The organism is Paenibacillus sp. J22R67 (assembly GCF_059692175.1).
In genome coordinates this window covers 753,963-776,787 of record NZ_JCAUAX010000004.1, presented here as the reverse complement: position 1 = coordinate 776,787, position 22,825 = coordinate 753,963, and the positions used below count along the sequence as shown (strand labels likewise).

Genomic DNA, 22,825 nt, shown 5'->3' with positions numbered 1-22,825 from the left:
TTATGATAAAATAAGAAAGAGTTCCGCAATGTGACACTGGGTTTCATCTAGTGAAATTTAATTTCGGAGGTGTTTCTTTTGGTAAATGAAAATGAAAAATCCATCAAACAGCATGTACAGCAGCAATTCGGCAAACATGCTAACAAGTATGTGACAAGTGAGAGGCATGCAAAAGGTGACGATCTCGCACTGCTGCTAGGCTGGCTGCCTGTAGAAAATACTTGGAACGTACTGGATATTGCAACCGGTGGCGGTCACGTTGCCAAACAGTTGTCTCCGCATGTCCATCAGGTTGTCGCTACAGACCTAACCCGTCCTATGCTGGTCGCTGCCGCTGATCACTTGATACAGGCGCAGTGCCATAATGTCCTTTTTGTTGTCGCTGATGCCGAACAATTGCCTTTTCTCGACAGTTCGTTTGATGCCGTTACCTGCCGCATAGCTGCTCATCATTTTCCTAATCCTCACTTATTCCTTCATGAAGCGTCGCGTGTACTGAAACCAGGCGGCAAATTAGTTCTCATCGATAACGTTGCTCCCTCTGACGCAGCACTTAATCAATTTATGAACACATTTGAAGCTATGCGTGACACCAGCCATGTTCGGTGTTTAACCGTTCTGGAATGGCAAGGACTTGCGGACAAAGCGGGACTGCAAGTCGAGCAATCCGTAATGAATCGCAAACCACACAAGTTCCCTGCTTGGGTCTTGCGTACCGCCGAGAACAACGAACAAGCGAAGGCTGTTGAGCATTTTATAAGGGATGCTGATCCGACTACTCGAGAATATTTTTCCGTGCATATTGAAAATGATAAAGTTCAATCCCTTGAAATAGATGAGTGGCGAGCTATGCTCAGTAAACCTGCGCTTGCCACATAAATAGGGATGAAATGGCAGCCGATCTTCTTACATCGGCTGCCTATTCTTTTTCAACAGCGTCGCTCCATATTTTACCACAGAATCTAGCGGAATATGACCAAGCTCCCCTTCATATATTCATGAGGAACAGTAGGCGAACAGTGCGTGAAACCTCATATTCTGATGAGATTTGGAGGAAACAAATGTTTACACCTCATCCCGCTAATACAGCAGTTGTCATTACGGACCCGCAGAACGACTTTCTTTCACCTGGTGGCAAGGGCTACCATTTAACGAAAAATAATATTGAGCATAACAACACACTAGCTAACCTGGAAATTCTGATGCACACCGCCATGAGCAAAGGGTACCAACTTTTCATATCTCCCCATTATATCTATCCGCATGACTATAGTTGGCAATTTACTGGAGCTGAACAAGAAATGTTATTAAAGCTGCGTGTGTTTCAAAAACAACATGACTACACTTCTGTAGGAGCCGACTGGGTTCCATCGCTTAAACCCTACATATTATCTAGTCGGACAGTCATTGCAACAGCTCATAAGATAGCTAGTCCACAGAGTAATGATCTAGTCTACCAACTACGTCAGCAACGTAAAGAAAAGATCATTTTGGCAGGTGTTCTATCGAATATTTGTGTGGAATCGCATATGCGAGATTTAATCGAAAATGGTTTTGAAACAGCGGTTGTTTATGATGCCACAGCCACTGTAAGTGAGCAAGCTTTTCAGGCCGCTGTAACTAACTATCAGGCATTCAGCAGTGCTACTTGGTCAACTCAACAGGCAATCTCTCACATGTAATCAAAATAGGTAAGCTTCCACCCGTTAATCCTGCTGGGACAAGCATACTGCTGACACGTAGAACCAATCCTCACTACCCTCTAAAAGAGCAAAAAAGAGACCCACAGCAACGGGCTGCGGGTCTAAAGTTTTATATTTTAAAGGGGGGTCGACTTTTATTATAGGCTTGTTTCATTAAAACCAGATGAATATAAGATTTCATTTCTGTTACATTTAAATACAATTCAAAATCATTAATTTTGATTAATTTTCGGCGAAATCCACGATACTAAAATAGTAACAACAAACCACGAAGCTCCTCCAACGAAGCTGACACTGATGTGTTTATCTAAAAAGTAGTTAACTGCTGCCCAACTGATCCCGCCTGCTAAGACCAGAAGGATAGCTTTACGCATTCTCTTTTGCATAACATTCCACCTTTCAACAACCCATATTTTACTCTAAAAAAGTTACTTATGGTACTGATAAAATATTCTTGTTGCATCCGCGTTACTTGGCAATCGTTGATATTTACTTACTTTTGTTGAGTTACATTAAAATATAAAGTATAATATTCCTATACAGAAGGGAGAGAATTACTATGACTAATCTTACGACTTCTTCACTCGAAATAGGAATAAGCACTTTTCTCGAGGCTGCTCCGAGAGCAGGTGGCGTCACACATGCCGAGCGGCTCCGACAAGCCGTCCAGGAGATTAATCTTGCCGATCAAGTCGGCCTTGACGTCTATGCGATCGGTGAACATCATCGCGCAGATTACGCGAGTTCAGCTCCAGCCGTTATCCTAGCAGCTGCCGCTACTACAACCAAACGAATCCGGCTCTCAAGTGCCGTGACTGTATTATCTTCGGACGACCCGGTTCGCGTGTACCAAGCTTTCTCCACATTGGACGGCCTATCCAATGGACGGGCAGAGATTATGGCGGGCCGCGGCTCGTTTATCGAATCTTTTCCACTGTTCGGATACGACTTGAACCATTACGACGAACTATTCGAGGAAAAGCTTGAACTTTTGCTCGCGATCCGCGAAACGGAGAAAGTACAATGGCGTGGCGGCCATCGCCCTGCCATCAACAACCTTGGCGTCTATCCGCGATCCGTACAGGAGCCGCTGCCCGTATGGATCGGAACCGGCGGCAATCCGGAGTCTGCGATTCGCGCTGGTGTCCTTGGACTGCCAGTCGTTTTCGCGATCATCGGCGGTATGCCGGAGAGATTCGCTCCTCTAGTCAAGCTCTATAAAGAAGCTGCTACGAAAGCCGGACACGATGTAAGCAAGCTGCAAATCGCGACGCATTCACACGGATTCATCTCCGATACAACAGAGAAAGCCGCCGACTTGTTTTACCCATCTACGGCTGCCCAGATGAATACCATTGGCCGCGAGCGCGGCTGGGCGCCATACACCCGCGAATCGTTCGACGATGCTCGCAGCCTTCGCGGAGCGCTTTACGTCGGCGATCCCGAGTACGTCGCCGAGAAAATTGTTCTGCTGCACAAGAACCTGGGGCTAACGCGCTTCCTCTTGCACGTAGACGTCAGCACGCTGCCGCATAACGAATTGCTGCGCACCATTGAACTGCTCGGCACGAAGGTGGCGCCAATCGTTCGCAAAGAGCTTGCTCGCGAGACAGCTCAAGGCTGATTTTGGCAATACCATCCAACACAAAGCAATAGGTCCGAACCAAGGTGCATGACCTTGGCTCGGTTTTTTTTATCCCAAAAATCATTTGTCGACCGTTGCAGACAGACCTCTATTTCTCAAGAGCCTTTCTTTTGGTATACTGGGAACAAATTAACCAGAAATGGGTGTCGAGTAGTGAAACATGAAGAAATGCTTGCAGTGCTGAAGGCTCTGTCCAATGAGACTCGTCTCAACATCCTTTGCTGGCTGCGGGAGCCGGATAAGTTGAACGAGAAACTGCCGAGCTTAATCAAAGAAGAGTTCCCCGGAGGGGTTTGTGTGGGAAGCATCCAGGAAAAATCCGGTCTGGCGCAGTCGGTCATCTCCTCTTACCTGTCTTCCATGCAGAAAGCTGGACTGCTGGAGTCTCGCCGTTATGGCCAGTGGACCTATTACAGACGTAATGAAGAAGCCATCGCTGACTTTTTGGCGAACTTTGCTGCAGGGCTGCAAGCCGTGAAGAAGTAGTTTCAATCGTTTTCTCCGAAGAACTTGCATCTTAATCGATTAATCTATATATTTGTATTTATAGATTAATAAATAAACCTTTTTACATGCAGGAGGAGAGAATAAGATGACTACATCCAAAACAACAGCTGCTCTGTTTCAACCTTTTGAAATTGGTAACCTGAAGCTTGATAATCGTATTGTCATGGCACCGATGACCCGTACTTTTTCACCAGAAGGCATCCCAGGTCCTAACGTAGCAGGCTATTACCGCCGGAGAGCGGAGAACGCCGTTGGCCTCATCATCACGGAAGGAACCGTCATTAACCATCCGGCTGCAGCTGCCGATCACGGTGTACCGCATTTTTACGGGGAGGAAGCTCTGGAAGGATGGGCGCGTGTCGTCCGCGAAGTGCATGAAGCTGGCGGCAAAATCGCTCCGCAAATCTGGCATACCGGAACTGCCCGTGATAAGAACAGATTCCCCGATTCGAATATCGACTCGATCGGCCCATCCGGCCTCAACCTGAAGGGTGAGCAAGTATCGGAGCCACTTTCAGTCGATGAGATTCAAGGTCTCGTTCAAGCTTATGCCCAGGCTGCAGCTGACGCGAAGCGTCTAGGCTTTGATGCGGTAGAGATTCACGGTGCCCATGGTTATCTCATTGACCAGTTCTTCTGGGACGTCACCAACAAACGCACGGATGAGTATGGCGGTGATCTAGTTGAACGTACTCGATTCGCGGTAGAAGTTATCGAGGCCGTACGTGCCGCGGTTGGCCCCGACTTCCCGATTATCTTCCGCTTCTCCCAATGGAAGCCGGTTAATTACGATGGCAAGCTGGCAGCGAATCCTGAGGAGCTGGAGCGCTTCCTTGCACCACTATCCGCGGCTGGCGTTGATATCTTCCACGCCTCCACACGCCGCTTCTGGGAGCCAGAGTTCGAGGGTTCCGATCTCAACCTGGCGGGCTGGACGCGCAAAATCACTGGGAAACCTGCTATTACCGTCGGTTCCGTCGGTCTGGATTCCACTTTCACCAGCTTATTTGAAGAAGGCAAAGGAGGCGAGTCTGCCGGCCTCGATAACCTGATCGAGCGTCTAGATAACGAAGAATTCGACCTCGTCGCTGTCGGTCGCGCGCTATTGACTGACCCAGCTTGGGCAGCCAAGATCCGTGATAACCGCACCGATGAATTACAGCCGTTCACGCGTGAGGCACTTGCTTCGCTGAGCTAATTCCTTTCTGCGTACCTCCTCACGGCAGGATCGCATAGTGAATTTCTGTGTAACGGACATCATTGTCGTTATTCACAATAAATAGCCCTTATTTCATTCATAACGGTTTATAATCACCTTAATTCCTTCGAATAAGCACTAAGGTGTCCGTTAGCGTAGCAAATAGCTGCGGATCATCACAAAACCAGCTGTCCCAAAGGTTCAAAAAAGAGGCGCTCCCTCGGTCATTAAATGACTAGGGATAGCCTCTTTTTTATGGAGCCGAATCGAATAGCATTTATATGACAATACCAAAATAGGCCACCAAAGCTTCTTTAAACGCTTCATCTGTCTCCGGGGTGAAGGTCCGTACACCCTCAGAATTGAAAACGCGGAACTCACGATCAACGACTGTATGCCGTCCCTCCGGCGTCCGGATTGCAACAATCGGGAATTTGGTGAAAATTGAATCAGGCGCATTTTCACACCAGAAACTCGCAAACAGATAGTCTTTCGGCAACTGCGGCTCCTCCGTGAAAGAGTAAATGCGGGTCCAACCCCCATGCTTCTGTTCACATAACACCCAGCCATGTTCAGGATCTTTGTCCAGACGGTAGTACTCCTCGCCTTGCTGCTGGACGAGTCCCTCGACGATGGCAATCGGTCTGATGGGTACGACCCCGCCGACACCGACATCACACAGATAGCTGGCACCCTCGGCTTCTACCTTCAGGACGTGATGGCGCCTCTTGGGCGGAAGCTCCGTCTCATCGCGCCAAAACCTGGCAACAAGGTCAGTAACCTTGTATCCAAGTTCTCGCAGCAGCCAGCCGAATAAGGCATTTAACTCAAAACAGTATCCGCCCCGTTTGTGCTCAACAATCTTGTGATACAGCTCCTGTGGATCTAGCGACAGCGCTCTACGTTCCAGAATGTCCAAATTCTCGTAGGGAACCGAGTACAAATGTCGTTCTTGCAGGGCAGCCAGCGTCTTAGCACTGCGATCAAGCGAACCTTGAAAACCAATACGATCTAAGTAGCTTTGAATTTGATTGTTCAATCTTAAGACACCGTCCTTATGAGAGTTACTTGCCAGTAAGATAACAGTCATTTGATAAAATCATACCATGAGGTTCAAGGTGATGACAAAATATCTTTTGAAGCAAGCTCCTCCCCTGTCCGTTATCTCATTTCAATAGTGACATCAATTCCCGGTGAATGATCCCATTGGAAGCAACCAAGCTATCATCGCTTAAGACAAATGTTTTCCCCGAAGCATCGGTTAGTACGCCACCCGCTTCTTGCAGAATAACCATTCCGGCAGCAACATCCCAAGGATATAGTCCATCATGCCAAAATCCAGTCAATCTCCCTGATGCCACTAGGCATAAATCAAGACTGGCTGCTCCCATAATGCGGACACTGCGAGCTTTACCTGTCATTCTTCCGATTTGTTCCACAACCACGGAGTTCGGTTTCCAGTCCAAAGCGCGGAATCCCGTTGCCAGCAAGGCTTGACTAATATCCTGCTCCTGCCCAACCTGAAGCCGGTGGCCATTCAGGAAAGCCCCGCCCTGCTTTTGACCCGAGTACAGCTCATTGGTAACAGGATTATAAACGACTCCGCCAATCGGTACGCCATCTTTCACAATACCGACCGAGATCGCAAAATGTGCGATGTTGTGAATGAAGTTAATAGTGCCATCCACGGGGTCGATAATCCATCCGTACCCGGCTGGAGGTTGCTTTAACATATGATGGGAATCTTCCCTGCCACCATCTGTTTCCTCCGATAATATCCAATGATCCGGATAGTCACGGTTAATTCGACTGCGCAGCAATTGTTCGCTTTGCATATCGACTTCTGTCACAAGATCAGCTTGATTCTTCTTTTCTTGAATTTGCAGCGGCATCTTCATGAGCTCCCTAATCAAAATACCCGCTTCTTTCACATACCGTATTGCATCCTGCATAATGGCCTTATCATACGCTAGTTGCTCGTTCATACGCTCTCCTTCTCCTCAAGCTTTCTGTTTGATTTACCTAGATGATTTTATGAAACAAAGTATACCTGTCATAATAAGTAAGATACTTCCGAATTTCGCTAAAGTAACCGGATTTTTTGGCAAACCCATAAGTCCGAAATGATCGATAACCGATGAAGCAACCATTTGCCCGGCAATGATCAGAATAAATACGGGGAGAGTGCCAATTTTCCCTGTGGCATAGGACGTACTGAACATAATTCCTACGCCCAAAACACCAGCAACCAGTATCCATGGGATAACATGAAGCTGTAGCGGAGAATGAGCTTTCATGCGCCACAATAAAAAAGAAGCAAAGACGATTTGGATCGCAGAAACACCAATAATCATCCCATATTGTCCCTGAACTTTCCCGATGTACGCATTCATCATTCCTTGTGTAACACCTAATAGTCCTGCAGAAAAAGCAAGTATAAAGCTAATCTTGTTGCCTAGCATTTGTCTATCTCCTTTAAATTAAAAGCCAATTTCAATTGGCATAGATCCGTTAACAATCCGGCATGTCTTGCCTCTGGCAAAACTCCCCGTTAAATAAAAGTCAGCATCCGTCTTCGAACGAAGCTCTTCCCATTCTCCCTTCAGAGCATGAGAGCGCCCGATGCTGACGGGAATAATGCAATGTTTAGGCTGAATCCATGATAGAATGCGGGCATTAAAGCCGTCATCCATCCCATGATGAGAAACTTTCCAAATGCTGCACGTTAAATCTGTCCGCTGAGCCAGACGTTCCCATCCTGGCTCTAATTGATCCGCTCCGAGCAACACAGTCGACTGGGGTTCTTCCACGCTGCTGAGTCGATATACGGAGCTATCATGGTTAGATAGTTCAAAGAATCGCGGTAAATCTTCCCGTAAGCCATTGTCCTCTGCATCATCTGATAGAGCTTTCATGAGCATCTCGTAGGCCGGAAGCGGATCGCCTTCCCAAGGATACAGCTGGGTTAAGGTGAACCCTTCCTCAGACCAAATCCTGGATTGCTCGCATGATCCATACTCGCTGCGCCACTTGATCTCCGTCCCCTGTTCGATTAAGACCTGAACTAACTCCAGATAAGTAGCTAACATGCGGTATACTCTACAAGTAAAATCGTCCCTTAGCTCTTGAACCAGCTCTTCCGGAGGCAGTTCAAAGGGCTCATACGGCAGAACGGCTCGGATGACCAATTTAGCTCTTGCGACATCCAGAAGTCCGTTGACATGATCTTCATGAATATGCGTAAGGAGCATCCAATCCAGTCGATCAACCCTATTCCGGTTCATCCAAGACAAGGGATGGTCTTGATCTTCGGAGAACGTACCGTCACCTCCGTCAATTAAGCAAACAGCGCCGGACGGCAAAGTAATCAGGTGAGCATCTCCCCACCCTACATTCAGGAATTGAACTTTGGTATTCAGCATAGGAATATCCCCTTTATCGTTAGTATGTCGTTGTTTCCTTCTCGGACGGCAGCAAATGAATGTTATGCTTATCCAGCGCTAGATGCACCTTGCCTTGCAGATATCCCCGCATACTTGGACTTGCGTCATCGACAATCCATTGTAGCGGAGCATCATTGATCCAATAACGGATCATGCGCCCCAGGAAGCTGCTTCTCTGAATGACACCGGTCCAAACATTGTGACCTTCCGCCAGCTTATCGGTAATGGAGATGCATTCCGGTCTGATGACAACCGTCACCCGGTCACCAGTCCGGAAGGCGTAGTCGCTTCGATGAACGCGAAATACGACAGTTCCGCATTTTACAATCAAATCTTGGCCCTCTTCCGCTACTACTTCACCCTCTATAAAATTAGCTGTGCCAACAAAGTCGGCAACAAACTTACTTTCCGGTTTAAAGTAAATATCCCAAGGTGTCCCCACTTGTCCGATACGCCCCTTGTTGAACACAGCAATTCGATCCGAGATCGACAAAGCTTCATCTTGATCATGCGTAACAAAAATGGCTGTAATGCCTAATCGTTGCTGCAGCTCTCTAAGCTCATCTCTTACTTCAACTCGCATTTTGGCGTCCAAATTGCTGAGTGGTTCATCCATCAGAAGTACCTTCTGCCCCATAACGAGCGCCCTTGCAAAGGCAACGCGCTGTTGTTGTCCTCCGCTTAACTCTCTGGGAAGCCTGCCTTGCAGCCCTTGAAGCCCGAACATACTGAGCATGGCATCGACTTTGTCCTTCACTTCTTGCCGGGTTGGCCTCTGCAGCTTTAATCCATAAGAGATATTCTCGTATACCGTCATATGAGGGAACAAGGCGTATTCCTGAAAAACAAGCGGCGTATTCCGCTTATAGACAGGCAGCTCATTCATATTTCTACCTTCTATAGAAATATGACCGGCATCCGGCTCGTAGAATCCGGCAATGAGCCGCATCAGCGTCGTTTTGCCGCAACCGCTTGGCCCGAGAAGTGTGGTGAAGCTGCCTGCGGGAATGTCGAGAGACACTTGACGGATGGCGTCAAAGTCTCCAAAGCTTTTTGAAACATTAGAAATTTGGATCATCGGTTTCTCCGTGTTCATGGTTTCCTCCACTTATAGTTCTATCGATCTGCCCTGCTTCTTCAAGAATAACTGTGCCAACAGCAGCACAACGAATGCGATGGAAATCAGCACAATCGTAAAGGCCGATGCGCTTCCCCAAGCGCCGTTCTGCACTAATCCAAGAATGGACACCGTACCTACGGAAGTTTTCGCCGAGTAAATGAAAATAATAACGCTTAAACAGGTAACAGACCGTAGAAAAGACACGACAATTCCCGAGATAAAAGGTCCTTTCAACAAAGGAAGTACAATTCTCCTGAATGTAGCGAAGTTGTTTGCACCGAGATTGAGCGAAGCTTCTTCCAGCGCTCCGCTGATCTGCTGAAGACCAGCCAGACTGGCGCTATAGCACGTCGGTAAATTCCAGAACATAAGGGCAAGAACCATAATGAGCGAAGTACCTGAGAGAAGCAGCGGTTTCTCGTTAAAGGCCATGGCAAAGCCAAGTCCTAAGAATACTCCCGGTACAGCCCCCGGCAATATCGCTAAGAAATCAAGCAATCGGTTGATGCCTACACGCTTCCTTTGAACAATATAAGCGAGTGGCAGGGCAAAGAATCCAGCCGCTAACGATGCAAGCAAAGCGAATTTCAAGCTGTTAAAGATTTCTCGTCCCTTGGCCTCCACATAAAGTAAATTTTGCAGCGTGAACGACCAATCAAATCCCCATGTTTTGGTGAAAGCTCCATAAAACAACACACCATAAACCGAAAGAACGATGAGCGTGACGAGCATACAGCAAGCAAATAACCCCCATTTAACCGCAAAGGGCAGTGGAAAATGCTCCAGGGAAGTTTCTTTACCGGTAACGGTGATGTAGGAACGCTTTCCTACCCAAGCCCTGTTCCATACAAATAGACCAAGTGCAGGAACTAGCAGCGCGGTTGAGAGCACAGCAGCCGAATTTAAATCGAACATCCCTGACATTTGCATATATGCTTCTGTTGGAAGAACAGTGAAGTTCCCCGCTATGATCATGGGATTTCCAAAGTCAGCTAAGACGTTCATTGCTGTAATTAATGCTCCGCCTGCAATACCCGGCCTGCACAGGGGAAGAAAAACTTGTTTAAATACTTGCCAATGGGAGGCACCGAGATTATAAGCCGCATACTCCAAATTGGTGGAGGTTGATTTCAATACACCATGAATGACTGCATAAGCATAAGGAAAAAAGGTCATCGTTTGAACTAACCAAAGCCCATGCCAACCGTAGACATCTATATTAACGTGCAGCACATATTTTGAAATGATTCCCTGTCTGCCGAAAAGCAGGATGTAGGACAGAGCGACAATAAAAGGAGGTGAAACAATCGGCAATATCGTTATAAATTTAAAAAGCCCTTTGAAGGGAACTTTCAATCTTGTAATCGTATAGGCAAAAATAAAGGCAATGACCGTGCATGAAATGGTTGAGATAGCTGTCATGAATAAACTATTCAAAGCTGCATGATACCATCTGGAAAATGTAAAAAGTTTAAGATAATCCTCCGGCCGAGTGAAGCTAAGCACCTTCAGAATCGGCCAAATGACAAAAAAACAGGTGATCAGAATGATCGCTGCCACACCCAAAGCTAGGGCAGGTTCCTTCCGCAACCTCTTTATTTCCGACCAGGTATCTTTGACAGTAGATGAAATCAAATCTTTCCACACCTTTCGGTTATAAGCATGCACCTCCCCCTGCCATTTGGCCGCAGGAGGAGGTGTACAAGCTTTTCCTTTACATCACTTATTTGCTTGTCAGTTCTGTAAATTTCTTCACAACATCTGCTTTCATAGAAGCAGCTTTATCTCTGTCATAGTTAACTAGCTTTACATCCTCAATCTTAATCATACCTTCTGGTGGTGCTACATCTTTTCTAACGGAGTAGCGATTAGACAGCTTCGTGTTCATTTCCCCAACTGGTTTGGTTAACAACCAGTCCACGAATTTCTTCGCATTCTCTGTATTCGCTCCACCTTTAACTACACCAACACCGCCGATTTCAAAAGCCGTTTGCTCAGGCACGATAACCTTAATTGGGTAACCCTTTTGCGCGGATTTAACGATATCATGCGCCCAAGACATGGCAGCTACGAATTCGCCCGTCGCAGTAAGCGTAATTCCGTCCCCAGCAGCTGGTGTATAATGATGCACATTGGCGCTAAGCTTTTTCAAATAGTCCCAACCTTTTTCTTCTCCCAATCGGAACAACTGGTCAGCAACGAAGATATAACCGCCGCCCGCTGTCGCAGGATTGGACGTAAGGAATAGGCCTTTATAGTTAGGGTCAAGTAAATCGTCCCATGTCGCTGGCTCTTTTACGCCTTTTGGAGCAAGCTCCTTTTGGAATCTATCTTTGTTCAGAACGATACCGAGAACGCCCATGTACCAACCTTGCCAGTATCCCTTCGGATCATTGAAACGGGACTCAATTTCCTTGGCATTAGGGGACGTGTACTTTTCAAGCAAACCTTGCTGAGCAAGCGGCTCATAGAACTCAACGGAGCCCCCTACGAAGATATCCGCTTTAGGTGTAGCCTTTTCAGCTTGAATGCGCGTACTTGCTTCACCAGCACCGCTTAAACGCAAGTATTCAATCTCAATGCCCGTATCTTCTTTGAACTTCTTTTGAATTTGTACGATATCATCTTCGTTTAATGCTGCGTAAACAACTAGTTTCTTCGACTCTGGTGCTTTCGTGGCTTTCGCAGGTTCACTGCTCGTCGTGCTGGCTGGCGTTGTTGTTGGTGCACTAGCTGTCTTACTTCCGCCAGCTCCACACCCCGTTAATACCGTGGTTAACATGAATGAAGCTGCCAATAACAAACTTACCGTACGTGCCTTCGGTTTCAAAAACATTACCCATCCTCCTAGATGTGTTCTCTTTCGAATATTTGGCCCAACCGACTTGCTCCTACAATAACCCTATTGCGCAGTTACGGTAGCTGAAACCTTTGACTGCCCATTACTTGTCAGCGCATCTGTCCAAGATTGGGTGCTTCCAGGCGCTATAACCGCTGAGATATATCCCATATCGTCATCGCCAGAAGTTCCATCTGAATCATAGACATGGATTTCAACATTGCTATTGGATGGTTTCGCTAGATAGACGGTATTGTAGTTTTCTGAGAAGTTAGGACCGAATTCAGCATCATTAGCACCAAAAGCTATATTGTAAACTTGATTTTTAGGAGCATCATTTTTCTTCCAGAACCTAGCATCCGTCTGCCCTTGTCCGTTCACATAGGCTTTGATGAACATATCGCTTTTACCTCCGAACGGGTCACGATCTTCCAGACTCTGTGCATTCTGGAGAACTATTTTATGAGAGTAGTAAGGATTGAACACATAGGTATGCGAAAAATTACCGAGACCATTCAAGTGCACATCTACTTGGTGAGCCGGATCAGACCAGTTCATCCCCTGTAGCGTAAGGTCGTCATCACTATCGTCCCAGCCCCACGGCGCATTCGCCGAGTTAGCTGTATGGTTGTCGCCTGCAATCGTCCCCCAAGAAGCGAAAATGTTAGGGTCGTTCCGGCGGTTCCAAAGATCTCCCCACTCAACTAATGCGTAGCTGTAATGGTTCGTATAGCTGCCTGATGTATTGGTTGGGAACTGTGCTGCACCCGAGTAATCGTAGACGATGCCATCTCCGCCCGGAGCGTTTGATCCGTCATAGGCTTTGACGCCATGCCCACCGCTGGGACTTTGTCCATTCGCCTGACAAAACACCATGGGATGACTCCCGTTGAAGAGAACGCCACCATCAACACCATCGGAACCAGAGGTAATGTTAGGATCATTCGTGTAATCGTACCATTGGTTATGCGCCATTGTTTCCATTAGCTGGAACGATCCATAGTTGGAACCATCCTTCTTGATCACAAGGAATAGGCCTTCAAGGTCATTCTCATGGGCATCAAGCGGTCTGGTGTAAGCATCGTCTCTTGCATGGAATAAGTCATACTCAATAAAGTAATGTGTTGTCGTTTCAGACACTTTATAGTAGACATATCCATTTTCATTGTAATTGGAGAGATTATCCCAGTTATTGCGAGCCAAATAATCGCCGTCATAGTTGAAATTGGTAATAAAATCTGCCCTTACATCAAGATCAGCATTCACATCCTGGTAAACCTGAGGTGCCCAGTAGGCAGCCAGCTCTGAATAACTTGCAGCATGAGTGGTGCTCGCACTAGTGAAGAAAGGAACCGCCAAAGTTAATATCGTCATTAGACTTAACACTTTTTTCCTCATTTAATATGCCCCTCCGTGAAATCAAATGATATGCAATTCATAATCATGCCGTGCTCCTTTTAGCAAGTCCTCCTTCCTTCTCCGCTGCATTTCATGCTGTCTGACATCTAAAATTATAGGTAAGACATCTCACTTGTGTCAATCAATCCAATGTTAAATAATTGTGTAGATAAACAGCTTGATTTTGCTAATAATATGGCTTATCTAGTCTTTCATATTTCAAAAAATGTGGTACACTATTGTTGTCAGACAGCTCGGATTTTAGTAACTATTGAACTTAACCATCATCAACCTATGGAGAGGAATCGCTGAAATTTGGAGAAAAAGTTGCTTTATCTCAGAGTCAAAGAAGAGATCGAAAGAAGCATTAACGAAGGCGAACTTAAGCCGGGAGACAAGCTTCCGTCTGAGCCCGAACTCGCCAAGAAATTCGAGGTAAGCCGCCCTACACTCCGTGAAGCGCTCAAGATGCTTCAGCGGGAGAAGGTGCTCATTAGTAAAAACGGCGTCGGGACCTATGTCAACAATCGTCCGGATTTCATTATCAATCCACTAAGCAAGCTGCAAAGTGTGGGGCAAATGATTAAAAATCAGGGTTATATCGAAAGCGAATTAGACATTAAGATCTATACAAGAGAGCCTGAGGAAGATTGGAGAAAGCAATTACAAATCGATGATGATGAAAAGGTTGTCATTTTGGAGCGTTCGCGAACAGCAAACGGCAAGAAAGTGGCATTTTACTATAATATTTTCCCGCAGAGTCTGGTGGCAGGTCATTTTGAAGGGGAATTTTCAGGAGCGATCTTTGATTTCTTAAAGAGCAAGATGGGAATCAACATCGCCTACGCCATTACTGAAATTTGCGCGTTAAGCAGCTCCGAAGAAATGGATCAGAATGCCGTGAAAGTGCTTGGCAATGAAATCCTCTTATTAAAACAACTTCATTTCGATGAAGAAGATAGTCCTGTTTTCTATTCGCTGGACTATTTGAAAAATAGTGTCTTTAAATTCTTTATCAAACGTGAATAGAAATGAAAATGACGTATGTTCCTGTCCCTACTTGCGACAAGAATATACGTCATTACCTTACTTCTCAAGAAATCCTGTAGAAGGATTTGTAATGAAAAAACCTTCTTCCGGGACATGAAAATACTGAATCCAAACGCCATCCAACAGATTCTCTCGCTTATCAAGTAAGACATTGATCCCTTTATCTGTTTCTACGATTTCATCATTCTCAGTGGCATTATCCAAGATGACGTCATAATGACCGTGATCACCATGATTCTGAGTAATAATGACTCGGACCATCTTACCCTCCGCGCCTTCCTGACTCAACATATCCTTCAAAACCTTAGCTGCGTTTCGGTTTATTTTGCATTTCATATCCGTATTTCTCCTCTATTCCATCTTATTTTTGACTATTATTACGGCCTTCCTAACTTCACCCAATCGCCCATAAAATATTCCATGTAAAATGAAAAAAGGCGGGATTCGCCTCTTTGCTCACAACATGTAAGTCAGATAAATGCAAAGAAAGTCTACAAAGTCCAAACTGCGCTTACACCGCTTGGGGTTGGGTCGGCGGTCGGCGCTAACGCATTGGTTCATTGGATTTCGTCTGATGGAATCCAATGAACACAGTGATTTGAAGCCGCGACTAGCGATCTTATTGGATGAAATCTGGAATCACTCCAATGAAATGCGCAATCTAACCGTCAAATTGGGCTTGTTATTGGATCTCATCCAATAACAGCCGCCAACAACGGCCATGGCCTACTCTATGTTGCACTTTGTGCAATATTATGGCCTCCTTTCAGCCACTGTCTCCTTCTACGTTGTACTATGTACAACGTTTCGGACAGATCAGCGCTGTTTTCGCGCCATTTGGCGCAAATGATTGCACTTTGTGCAATAAAGTGCGGGATGACAGGGTGTAAAGCTCTTTTATGTTGTACAAAGTGCAACATAGGCAAGGCGGAGAGGAGGAGCGAACGGTCAATCGGACCGGAATGGCTACTTGGAGCGAGGCCATCAATCGGCGCGGAATGCGTTACTTGGAGCGCGGCCATCAATTGGTGCGGAATGCGTTACTTGGAGCGCGGCCATCAATTGGTGCGGAATGCGTTACTTGGAGCGAGGCCATCAATTGGCGCGGAATGGCTACTTGGAGCGAGGCGATCAATTGGCGCAGAATGCGTTACTTAGAGTGAGCCCATCAATTAGCGCGGAATGTCTACTTATTGGATTTCATCCAATAACAGCTGCCAACAACGGCCATGGCCTACTCTATGTTGCACTTTGTGCAATATTATAGCCTCCATTCAACCACTGTCTCCTTCTACGTTGTACTTTGAACAACGTTTCGGACAGATCAGCGCTGTTTTCACGCCATTTGGCGCAAATGATTGCACTTTGTGCAATCATTTGGGATATGGCAGGGTGTAAAGCTCTTTTATGTTGTACAAAGTGCAACATAGGCAAGGCGGAGAGGAGGAGCGAACGGTCAATCGGACCGGAATGGTTACTTGGAGCGAGGCCATCAATCGGCGCGGAATGCGTTATCGTTCTCAGAGATGGGCGTACGCAAGTCCCATTACGTTTTATCACGGAATTGCTAGGCTGGGATGTGAAATGGAACGAAGCTGATTGGTCAATTACCTTAACCAAGGCGATGGAAATGGGGTATGGATGTGGGAACTCACACGCACGAATAAGGCAAAGAGGCTGTCCCGCGGTCATGGATGACTTGGGACAGCCTCATTTTTTGGGTTTTTCAGCGATTAGCGGGAAAAATGCCCGTTATTTCAAGCAATTTCGGCTTAGCAAATGAAATAACTGGAAATTATACCGTTAATTTCTCCAACTCCCCTACTTCCTAGCTCAATCGTCCCCATTAACAGGAGAAATGCCATTTATTCACCCGGTAGCTGTCTTACTCAATTAAACAGCGGTAGTATTTCCCGTTAATCTGGGACACCCTCTTTATTTGAATGGCCTATCTCAAAATAAAAAAGACTGCATTCACCCAAGGAGGAAGAGTGATTGTAGTCTTTTTAGTTCTTGCTTTTACAAAGTGATTAGCGTCTAAATCCTTGCAATTGTTGTTCCGCTATTTGTACCAACCGTTTGGTGATAGTACCACCAATCGAGCCAGCCTCGCGTGTAGCCAGATGGCCGTTGTAACCATTAGGTTGCAAGGCAATCCCTAACTCTTGAGCAACCTCAAATTTCAATTGATTTAGAGCAGCTTTTGCTTCTGGAACAACTAGCGTGTTACTGTTTGCCATGTATAAATCACTCCTTCTCGTGGTGTAATCTTATCATGTGGAGTGTAAGGAAGACTTATACATTCAAATTTAAAGAAGTTAAATTTCTTGCTCTGTTCATAATTTTGAGGAAAGTTTGAAGATCCTCCGTTGCCACATCTTCATTACTTTTAACCACATTGACGCTTTCCTTCTGACTTCTTAATTCATTAATTTCAAGTTTGAGCTTTGAGTTTTCATGAATTAATTGTTCAAACTTTATCGCCTGATCCTTCGCGATCTTAATGATTTGTCTAAAAGCATCCTCATATTTTGGCATCATCGGTTCATCTTCCAGTGTCGGCATGCCAGAAATCGTTGCATGAATATCTCTTTTTTGTTGCTTGCGTTTCATCCTAAACAATTTGGCGTCATTGATTTCGGTTTCGTATTGATGGCGCAGTTCTTTATTCCATCGAAATCCACATGCGGCAGCCGTACGATTCAATCTACTTGCTGAATCTTCGAATGCTGCAAGTTGCGTACTTCCATTTTTAATATGACTAATTACAGTTTGAGCTAACGTTACATCATGATTATCGGTCCAAGCATCTTCTCGTCTTTTATCTTTCATTCTAGTTCACCTTCTTTAATATGTTATTAGAGATTGTTACCTGTAATATTAATTTTATTCAATGTGCATGCATAAAAGACCCACATATCGTATATGTGGGCCTCTTTTAACTAGAAATGCACTATCCTTTGTTGCTGGTGCTTACTTTATCATCGCTATCTTTCTTAAGACCTTTGCTTTTATAGGGTTTCGGGGCGCTCTTTGCTTTATTAGCACTAGCTTGCCATCTATTCCAGCCTTTTTTGTCCGTTCCTCTGCCAGTTCCCTTGCCTTTACTCATGTGATCACTCCGTTCCATTAATCGGATAGAAAGCTATTGTATCACGAAAATGGAATTAATCTTAATTTATTCGTCTATTTTTCGGTAGTAAACTATGGATGATCATGCCGAAAATCACACAAAACATCCCCGTCCAAGATAAAACCGTTGGAAATGCCGCACCAAGAAATAACATTTCACCGAGAATTGTAAAAATGATTTCACCGGCTTGCGTTGCTTCTACGGCAGCTAGTTGATGAGATGAGCTTTTCACCCGTTCTGTTGCTGTGAAAAAAAGAACCGTAGCAATCACGCCTGAGCAAACGGCCACTAGAGCGGATTGACCGATTTGCCCTGCGGTGGGCGCACCTGCATGAACAACCGCGTAGAGTGAGAGTACGATCCATAGCGGGAGACTAGCTATTGTCATACCTAGAACTCGCTGATAGGTATCTAAGCGATCTTTGCAAACCTCCATCATCTTCCGATTGCCTAGCGGATAAGCAAAAGCTGCTAGCAAAACTGGCAACGTACCTAGAAGCAACTCTTTCACGGACAGTTGATCCCCATGATCCACCTGTATGACGATTACGCCAAATAGGATAAGGAGAGAAATAAGCAAACCCTGTATAGGGAGTTTTTCCTTGAAGAATGGAGCAAGCAAAGAACCCGCAATAATCGTTATCTGCCAGGTGGCTGCAAGCAGCCATCCAGGTCCATAGGCGGCGGAGAAGCAAAGCGGTACATAAAATAGTCCAAATCCGACAATGCTCCAACCCATCCACACCCCTATCTGCTTTCTCATTTCATAGAGTAGGACCCGGAGGTTCCCCCTGATCCCTACAATCAACAAGAGCAGAGGAAACATGAACAGATAACGAAGCGAAGCACTCCATACCCAATATCCTCCAGACAGCTCCATGGACCGGTTCATGATGAAGGAAAAAGAGAAAAAAAATGATGCCATGATGCCATAAAACATCGGCAGAAATGAATTCATCCCGCCAGGTAAGCTTCTTTTACTTGATCGTTGACAAGCAACGTCTTGGCGTCATCCTCCAAAATAATTTCTCCGGTCTGTATGACATAACCCCGATTCGCAATTTGCAGAGCTTGATAGGCATTCTGCTCCACAAGCAGAATCGTCATCCCTGTTCGGTTCATTTCCCCAATAATTTCAAAGATCTGATCTACGATAACGGGAGCCAGACCCATCGATGGTTCGTCGAGCAGCAGCAGCTTAGGTTTCATCATGAGCGCGCGGGCGATTGCGAGCATTTGTTGTTCTCCACCACTCATGGTGCCTCCAGTTTGGTTCAAACGTTCGCGCAACCGCGGAAAATATGCGAAGGACTGCTCCATACGCTCTTTTACCACTTTTTTATCTTTAACGGAAAATGCGCCCATCTCCAAATTCTCTTTGACCGTAAGCTTGGGGAATATACGCCTGCCCTCCGGGACATGTGCGATTCCTTCCATCGCCGCTTGGTGCGGCTGCCAACTCGATATGTCTAGATTTTTAAACAAAATGGAGCCTTTGGTCTTCACCTGACCGCAAATAGACTTCAGTGTCGTGGACTTCCCCGCTCCGTTACAGCCGATCAACGTAACAATTTCCCCCTCATTGACATGAAGTGAGATTCCCTTTAAGGCTTGAATTCCTCCATAGTAAGCCTGGACCTCTTGAAGCTGTAATAAGCTCATTATTTCACCTCTTCTGCTAAGGCACTTTTACCTAAATAGGCCTCAATTACACGCGGGTTCGATCGAATCTCATGCGGAGATCCTTCTGCTATCTTTTCACCGTGATCTAGCACTAGAATGTGGTCGGATAATTCCATAACAAGTTTCATATCGTGTTCAATGAGTATGATGGAAATGTCCATTTCCCGTTGAATACGCCTGATAAGCTCTGTCAAATCTTTGGTTTCACTCGGATTCATTCCCGCTGCGGGTTCATCCAGCAACAGCACTTTAGGCCTTGCCGCGAGCGCTCTCGCGATCTCAAGCCGCCTTTGCGCTCCGTAAGAAAGGCTGTTCGCATTCTCATTGAGATAGGAGGCGAGACCTACATATTGCAATAACCGATAGGCTTGATCCATCGCCTGTTGTTCCTCAAGCCGTGTCTTGGCAAACCCCAGTAAAGTGCTTATTATTCCGCCTCTCAAATGGATATGCATGCCGACCATCACATTTTCAATAACCGTCATATGGCCAAACAATCGTATATTTTGAAAGGTACGGGCGATGCCTTTTTCCGTAATTCGATCAGGCTTAACGTTCACAATTGACTTGCCTTCCAATTCGATTTCACCTTCATCAGGCGTATAAATACCGGTAATCATATTAAAAAAGGTCGTTTTCCCGGCACCATTCGGACCGATAACCGCGGATATTTTCCCTTTTTGGAAATCAAATTGAACACCATTAACAGCAATCAGTCCGCCGAAACGTTTCACTAAATGTTTCACTCTCAGAACGGTCATTGAGCGATCCCTCCGCTTTGAGGGGTTATTGGTTTCACGGTCGTTGATGAGATTCGTTCCTGAATCATCTTTTCGTTGACCCTGCGATTTTTCACGGAAATCAAGCCATTTGGCCTAAAGACGGCAAAGAGAATGAGAATAGCCCCAAATATTAAGCGCTGCATCTTGGCCGGGGATAGGGCAAAAGGAATGTGGACGACACCCTGCAGCGTCAATTGATTCAGCCAATTCGCAAATTCCGTAAGCACCTGCAAGTTAAGAATCGTAATAAGTGCAGCTCCAAGTATGACGCCTGGAACACTTCCCATTCCGCCTAATACCACCATGACTAATATCGTAATGGATTCAAGCAAGGTAAAGCTGGAAGGGTCAATAAACGTCTGTTTGGCCGCAAAAACGACCCCCATCATGCCGGAGAACGAGGCTCCTACAGCAAACGCTGTCAACTTCGTGCGAATTAACGGAACTCCCATGGATTGAGCGGCAATTTCGTTTTCTCGAACCGCTTTCCATGAACGTCCCATGCGAGAATGTTCGAATCTTTTTACCCCGAAAATCACAAACGCCAAGATCGCAATCACAATGAAATAAAATTCATGAGGATGCGTGAATTCAAGTCCGAACAGATCCGGCGGCTTAATCGACGATATCCCCTTCGCGCCGTTCGTAATATTAATCGGCTTCTCGAGATTATTGAAGATGATCCGAACAATTTCACCGAAGCCCAGAGTCACGATCGCAAGGTAATCTCCTTTCACTCTAAGAACGGGTAGACCGAGAAGGATGCCAAACAGAGCAGCCATAAATCCGCCAATAAAAATGAACAGCCAAAACGTTGAACCTGAAAGTGGGAAAAAATCACCTGATAGGAACTTGTTCGCTTGAGCGGTAGAGAAGATGCCATATGTGTAAGCTCCAATTGCGAAAAAAGCAACAAAACCCAGATCTAGCAGGCCTGCAAAACCAACGACAATATTCAGTCCGAGCGCCATTGCGATATAAATCCCGCTTTGCGTAGCAACCTCCATATAAGATTCGTAGGCAGGGCCTCCAGAGGAAGCAAATGGAATAATGAGAATAACCAGGATACCGCCTAGCATCCATTTGACCTTAGTCGTGAAGGAAGTGTAGTGCAGCAGCAGCAAGGATGCCAGCAATAATAAAAAGGCGATGACCGATTTAGCCATCATATATACACTTAGCGCTGATACCAAGACGAGAAGGACGAGGATCAGGGCTTGCATTTTCGAGTTCTGCGCTAATGCCTGTTTTATTTTATCCATAATGAGTCACCTACACTTTCTCCTTGACGGCTTTGCCAAACAGACCTTCCGGCTTAAATATCAATACGATGATTAGAATCATGAAAGCAAACACATCTTTATACTCTGAACCGAAGCTGCCGCCTGTCAGCAAACCCAGATTAGAAGAAGCAAACATCTCCAGAACTCCAATGACCAGTCCGCCAAACATGGCCCCCCGAATGTTGCCTATGCCTCCAAGAACAGCTGCCGTGAACGCTTTCAATCCTAGTATATAGCCGATAAATGGATCGATTGTCCCATATTGCTGTGCAAATAAAACCCCTGTAGCACCACCCAAAGCTGATCCGATGAAAAAAGTCAGGATAATGATTTTATTCACGTTTATCGACATTAACGAAGCCGTTTCACGGTCTTGCGCGACCGCTCGCATGGCCACTCCCCATTTGGTTCGATTCACAAAAAAATCAAGACTGATCATTAGGAGGACAGCCACTACGATGATGATGACCGTATTGGTTTTCAATGAAGCGTCACCGAGCCATGATCCGAGAGATGACGTGCCGATGGTCATATTTTTATCGAATAACGTAATACTGCTAATGATGTAGTTGCCTGTTCGCAATTCGGAAATAAACCGAACGAGATCTTGAACTACAAAGGATACGCCAATCGCAGAGATTAGCGAGATCAGCTTGGGCGCTTTGCGGAGAGGCTTATAAGCAATTCGCTCTATCCCCACCCCGAGCAATCCCGTAACCAGCATGGCGATAGCGAGAATTAAAACATAGGCCACCCATCCCGGCATTCCACCAAGCCATCCTGTCGATTGAAAAAGGAATAAAACCCCTGTTCCAACGAATGCACCCGTCATAAAAATTTCACCGTGCGCAAAATTGATCAGTTCAAGAATTCCGTACACCATGGTATAGCCTAAGGCAACGACCGCATAAATAGCTCCTAAAGCAAGCCCGTCGATCAATACTTGGGGGAGTGAATGCAGGATGTTAAGGATCATTGAGCTTCTCCTTTCGCTGATAAATAAAACGTAAAGAGGTATATCTATTAAGCACATACCTCTTT

The 22,825-nt window shown here is 45.8% G+C and carries 28 protein-coding genes; 10 read left to right on the top strand and 18 right to left on the bottom strand.

Annotation, left to right across the window (positions count from 1 at the left end; translation table 11 throughout):
- The first annotated feature begins 78 nt into the window (after window positions 1-78).
- Together AC58VC_RS19630 and AC58VC_RS19625 are read left to right on the top strand one after the other, a co-directional pair.
- Window positions 79-879, top strand: coding sequence for a class I SAM-dependent methyltransferase (locus AC58VC_RS19630; RefSeq protein ID WP_497370508.1), 801 nt, complete (start codon window positions 79-81; stop codon window positions 877-879).
- Between the two features lie 182 nt (window positions 880-1,061).
- Window positions 1,062-1,682 carry a cysteine hydrolase family protein gene (locus tag AC58VC_RS19625; RefSeq protein ID WP_497370507.1) on the top strand — a complete coding sequence of 207 codons (621 nt, stop codon included), beginning with the start codon at window positions 1,062-1,064 and terminating at the stop codon, window positions 1,680-1,682.
- 233 nt (window positions 1,683-1,915) lie between these two features.
- Here AC58VC_RS19625 and AC58VC_RS19620 read toward each other — a convergent pair whose 3' ends face one another.
- Window positions 1,916-2,089, bottom strand: coding sequence for a hypothetical protein (locus tag AC58VC_RS19620; RefSeq protein WP_497370506.1), 174 nt, complete (start codon window positions 2,087-2,089; stop codon window positions 1,916-1,918).
- Window positions 2,090-2,262: 173 nt separating this feature from the next.
- On the opposite strand from AC58VC_RS19620, the gene AC58VC_RS19615 reads away from it, so the two are divergent.
- From AC58VC_RS19615 to AC58VC_RS19605, 3 genes are all read left to right on the top strand, one after another.
- Window positions 2,263-3,327: an LLM class flavin-dependent oxidoreductase gene (locus tag AC58VC_RS19615; protein WP_497370505.1), complete on the top strand. Its 1,065-nt coding sequence runs from the start codon at window positions 2,263-2,265 to the stop codon at window positions 3,325-3,327.
- Window positions 3,328-3,516: 189 nt separating this feature from the next.
- Entirely contained in the window at window positions 3,517-3,834 is a 318-nt protein-coding gene (locus AC58VC_RS19610) for an ArsR/SmtB family transcription factor (RefSeq protein WP_497370602.1), read from the top strand.
- Between the two features lie 106 nt (window positions 3,835-3,940).
- The gene (locus AC58VC_RS19605; protein WP_497370504.1) at window positions 3,941-5,053 is read left to right on the top strand and encodes an NADH:flavin oxidoreductase; all 1,113 of its coding nucleotides are present in this window, start codon (window positions 3,941-3,943) and stop codon (window positions 5,051-5,053) included.
- 277 nt (window positions 5,054-5,330) lie between these two features.
- Here the strand turns inward: AC58VC_RS19605 and AC58VC_RS19600 are convergent, their stop codons facing one another.
- The 8 genes from AC58VC_RS19600 to AC58VC_RS19565 all read right to left on the bottom strand — a co-directional run bounded on the left by AC58VC_RS19600 (window position 5,331) and on the right by AC58VC_RS19565 (window position 13,853).
- Window positions 5,331-6,143, bottom strand: a complete 813-nt coding sequence (locus AC58VC_RS19600) for an arylamine N-acetyltransferase family protein (protein WP_497370503.1) — start codon at window positions 6,141-6,143, stop codon at window positions 5,331-5,333.
- A gap of 76 nt (window positions 6,144-6,219) precedes the next feature.
- A complete protein-coding gene (locus tag AC58VC_RS19595; protein ID WP_497370502.1) occupies window positions 6,220-7,038 on the bottom strand; it encodes an inositol monophosphatase family protein in 819 nt (272 codons plus the stop codon).
- Between the two features lie 33 nt (window positions 7,039-7,071).
- Window positions 7,072-7,515: a DMT family transporter gene (locus AC58VC_RS19590; protein ID WP_497370501.1), complete on the bottom strand. Its 444-nt coding sequence runs from the start codon at window positions 7,513-7,515 to the stop codon at window positions 7,072-7,074.
- Window positions 7,516-7,533: 18 nt separating this feature from the next.
- Window positions 7,534-8,475 carry a ComEC/Rec2 family competence protein gene (locus tag AC58VC_RS19585; protein ID WP_497370500.1) on the bottom strand — a complete coding sequence of 314 codons (942 nt, stop codon included), beginning with the start codon at window positions 8,473-8,475 and terminating at the stop codon, window positions 7,534-7,536.
- Window positions 8,476-8,494: 19 nt separating this feature from the next.
- On the bottom strand, window positions 8,495-9,592 hold the full coding sequence (locus tag AC58VC_RS19580; RefSeq protein WP_497370499.1) for an ABC transporter ATP-binding protein: 1,098 nt from the start codon (window positions 9,590-9,592) through the stop codon (window positions 8,495-8,497).
- 12 nt (window positions 9,593-9,604) lie between these two features.
- Window positions 9,605-11,263: an ABC transporter permease gene (locus AC58VC_RS19575; protein WP_497370498.1), complete on the bottom strand. Its 1,659-nt coding sequence runs from the start codon at window positions 11,261-11,263 to the stop codon at window positions 9,605-9,607.
- Between the two features lie 76 nt (window positions 11,264-11,339).
- Window positions 11,340-12,452 (bottom strand): ABC transporter substrate-binding protein, encoded by a 1,113-nt coding sequence (locus tag AC58VC_RS19570; protein ID WP_497370497.1) that lies wholly within the window; start codon window positions 12,450-12,452, stop codon window positions 11,340-11,342.
- A gap of 66 nt (window positions 12,453-12,518) precedes the next feature.
- Window positions 12,519-13,853 carry a hypothetical protein gene (locus tag AC58VC_RS19565; protein ID WP_497370496.1) on the bottom strand — a complete coding sequence of 445 codons (1,335 nt, stop codon included), beginning with the start codon at window positions 13,851-13,853 and terminating at the stop codon, window positions 12,519-12,521.
- A gap of 327 nt (window positions 13,854-14,180) precedes the next feature.
- Here AC58VC_RS19565 and AC58VC_RS19560 point away from each other — a divergent pair, with 327 nt between their 5' ends.
- Window positions 14,181-14,882, top strand: coding sequence for a GntR family transcriptional regulator (locus AC58VC_RS19560; RefSeq protein WP_497370495.1), 702 nt, complete (start codon window positions 14,181-14,183; stop codon window positions 14,880-14,882).
- Window positions 14,883-14,939: 57 nt separating this feature from the next.
- On the opposite strand, the gene AC58VC_RS19555 is transcribed toward AC58VC_RS19560, so the two are convergent.
- Window positions 14,940-15,239 (bottom strand): iron-sulfur cluster assembly accessory protein, encoded by a 300-nt coding sequence (locus AC58VC_RS19555; RefSeq protein ID WP_497370494.1) that lies wholly within the window; start codon window positions 15,237-15,239, stop codon window positions 14,940-14,942.
- A gap of 142 nt (window positions 15,240-15,381) precedes the next feature.
- Between AC58VC_RS19555 and AC58VC_RS19550 the strand changes: the two genes are divergently transcribed.
- From AC58VC_RS19550 to AC58VC_RS19535, 4 genes are all read left to right on the top strand, one after another.
- On the top strand, window positions 15,382-15,606 hold the full coding sequence (locus AC58VC_RS19550) for a hypothetical protein (protein WP_497370493.1): 225 nt from the start codon (window positions 15,382-15,384) through the stop codon (window positions 15,604-15,606).
- A 196-nt stretch (window positions 15,607-15,802) separates the two neighbouring features.
- Window positions 15,803-16,066, top strand: a complete 264-nt coding sequence (locus tag AC58VC_RS19545) for a hypothetical protein (protein WP_497370492.1) — start codon at window positions 15,803-15,805, stop codon at window positions 16,064-16,066.
- Window positions 16,067-16,310: 244 nt separating this feature from the next.
- Window positions 16,311-16,502, top strand: a complete 192-nt coding sequence (locus AC58VC_RS19540) for a hypothetical protein (protein WP_497370607.1) — start codon at window positions 16,311-16,313, stop codon at window positions 16,500-16,502.
- Window positions 16,468-16,686 (top strand): hypothetical protein, encoded by a 219-nt coding sequence (locus AC58VC_RS19535; RefSeq protein ID WP_497370601.1) that lies wholly within the window; start codon window positions 16,468-16,470, stop codon window positions 16,684-16,686. The genes AC58VC_RS19540 and AC58VC_RS19535 overlap by 35 nt, the downstream gene beginning before the upstream one ends.
- Before the next feature lie 247 nt (window positions 16,687-16,933).
- Here AC58VC_RS19535 and AC58VC_RS19530 read toward each other — a convergent pair whose 3' ends face one another.
- The 8 genes from AC58VC_RS19530 to AC58VC_RS19495 all read right to left on the bottom strand — a co-directional run bounded on the left by AC58VC_RS19530 (window position 16,934) and on the right by AC58VC_RS19495 (window position 22,760).
- Entirely contained in the window at window positions 16,934-17,143 is a 210-nt protein-coding gene (locus AC58VC_RS19530) for an alpha/beta-type small acid-soluble spore protein (RefSeq protein ID WP_497370491.1), read from the bottom strand.
- 55 nt (window positions 17,144-17,198) lie between these two features.
- Window positions 17,199-17,735 (bottom strand): hypothetical protein, encoded by a 537-nt coding sequence (locus AC58VC_RS19525; protein ID WP_497370490.1) that lies wholly within the window; start codon window positions 17,733-17,735, stop codon window positions 17,199-17,201.
- 121 nt (window positions 17,736-17,856) lie between these two features.
- Window positions 17,857-18,015 carry a DUF3934 domain-containing protein gene (locus AC58VC_RS19520; RefSeq protein ID WP_497370489.1) on the bottom strand — a complete coding sequence of 53 codons (159 nt, stop codon included), beginning with the start codon at window positions 18,013-18,015 and terminating at the stop codon, window positions 17,857-17,859.
- 61 nt (window positions 18,016-18,076) lie between these two features.
- The gene (locus tag AC58VC_RS19515; protein WP_497370488.1) at window positions 18,077-18,994 is read right to left on the bottom strand and encodes a DMT family transporter; all 918 of its coding nucleotides are present in this window, start codon (window positions 18,992-18,994) and stop codon (window positions 18,077-18,079) included.
- The gene (locus AC58VC_RS19510; protein WP_497370487.1) at window positions 18,991-19,698 is read right to left on the bottom strand and encodes an ABC transporter ATP-binding protein; all 708 of its coding nucleotides are present in this window, start codon (window positions 19,696-19,698) and stop codon (window positions 18,991-18,993) included. Before AC58VC_RS19510 ends, AC58VC_RS19515 begins: the two co-directional genes overlap by 4 nt.
- The gene (locus tag AC58VC_RS19505) at window positions 19,698-20,480 is read right to left on the bottom strand and encodes an ABC transporter ATP-binding protein (RefSeq protein ID WP_497370486.1); all 783 of its coding nucleotides are present in this window, start codon (window positions 20,478-20,480) and stop codon (window positions 19,698-19,700) included. Before AC58VC_RS19505 ends, AC58VC_RS19510 begins: the two co-directional genes overlap by 1 nt.
- The gene (locus AC58VC_RS19500; protein ID WP_497370485.1) at window positions 20,477-21,763 is read right to left on the bottom strand and encodes a branched-chain amino acid ABC transporter permease; all 1,287 of its coding nucleotides are present in this window, start codon (window positions 21,761-21,763) and stop codon (window positions 20,477-20,479) included. Before AC58VC_RS19500 ends, AC58VC_RS19505 begins: the two co-directional genes overlap by 4 nt.
- Window positions 21,764-21,773: 10 nt before the next feature.
- Window positions 21,774-22,760, bottom strand: coding sequence for a branched-chain amino acid ABC transporter permease (locus tag AC58VC_RS19495; protein ID WP_497370484.1), 987 nt, complete (start codon window positions 22,758-22,760; stop codon window positions 21,774-21,776).
- Between the last annotated feature and the right edge of the window lie 65 nt (window positions 22,761-22,825).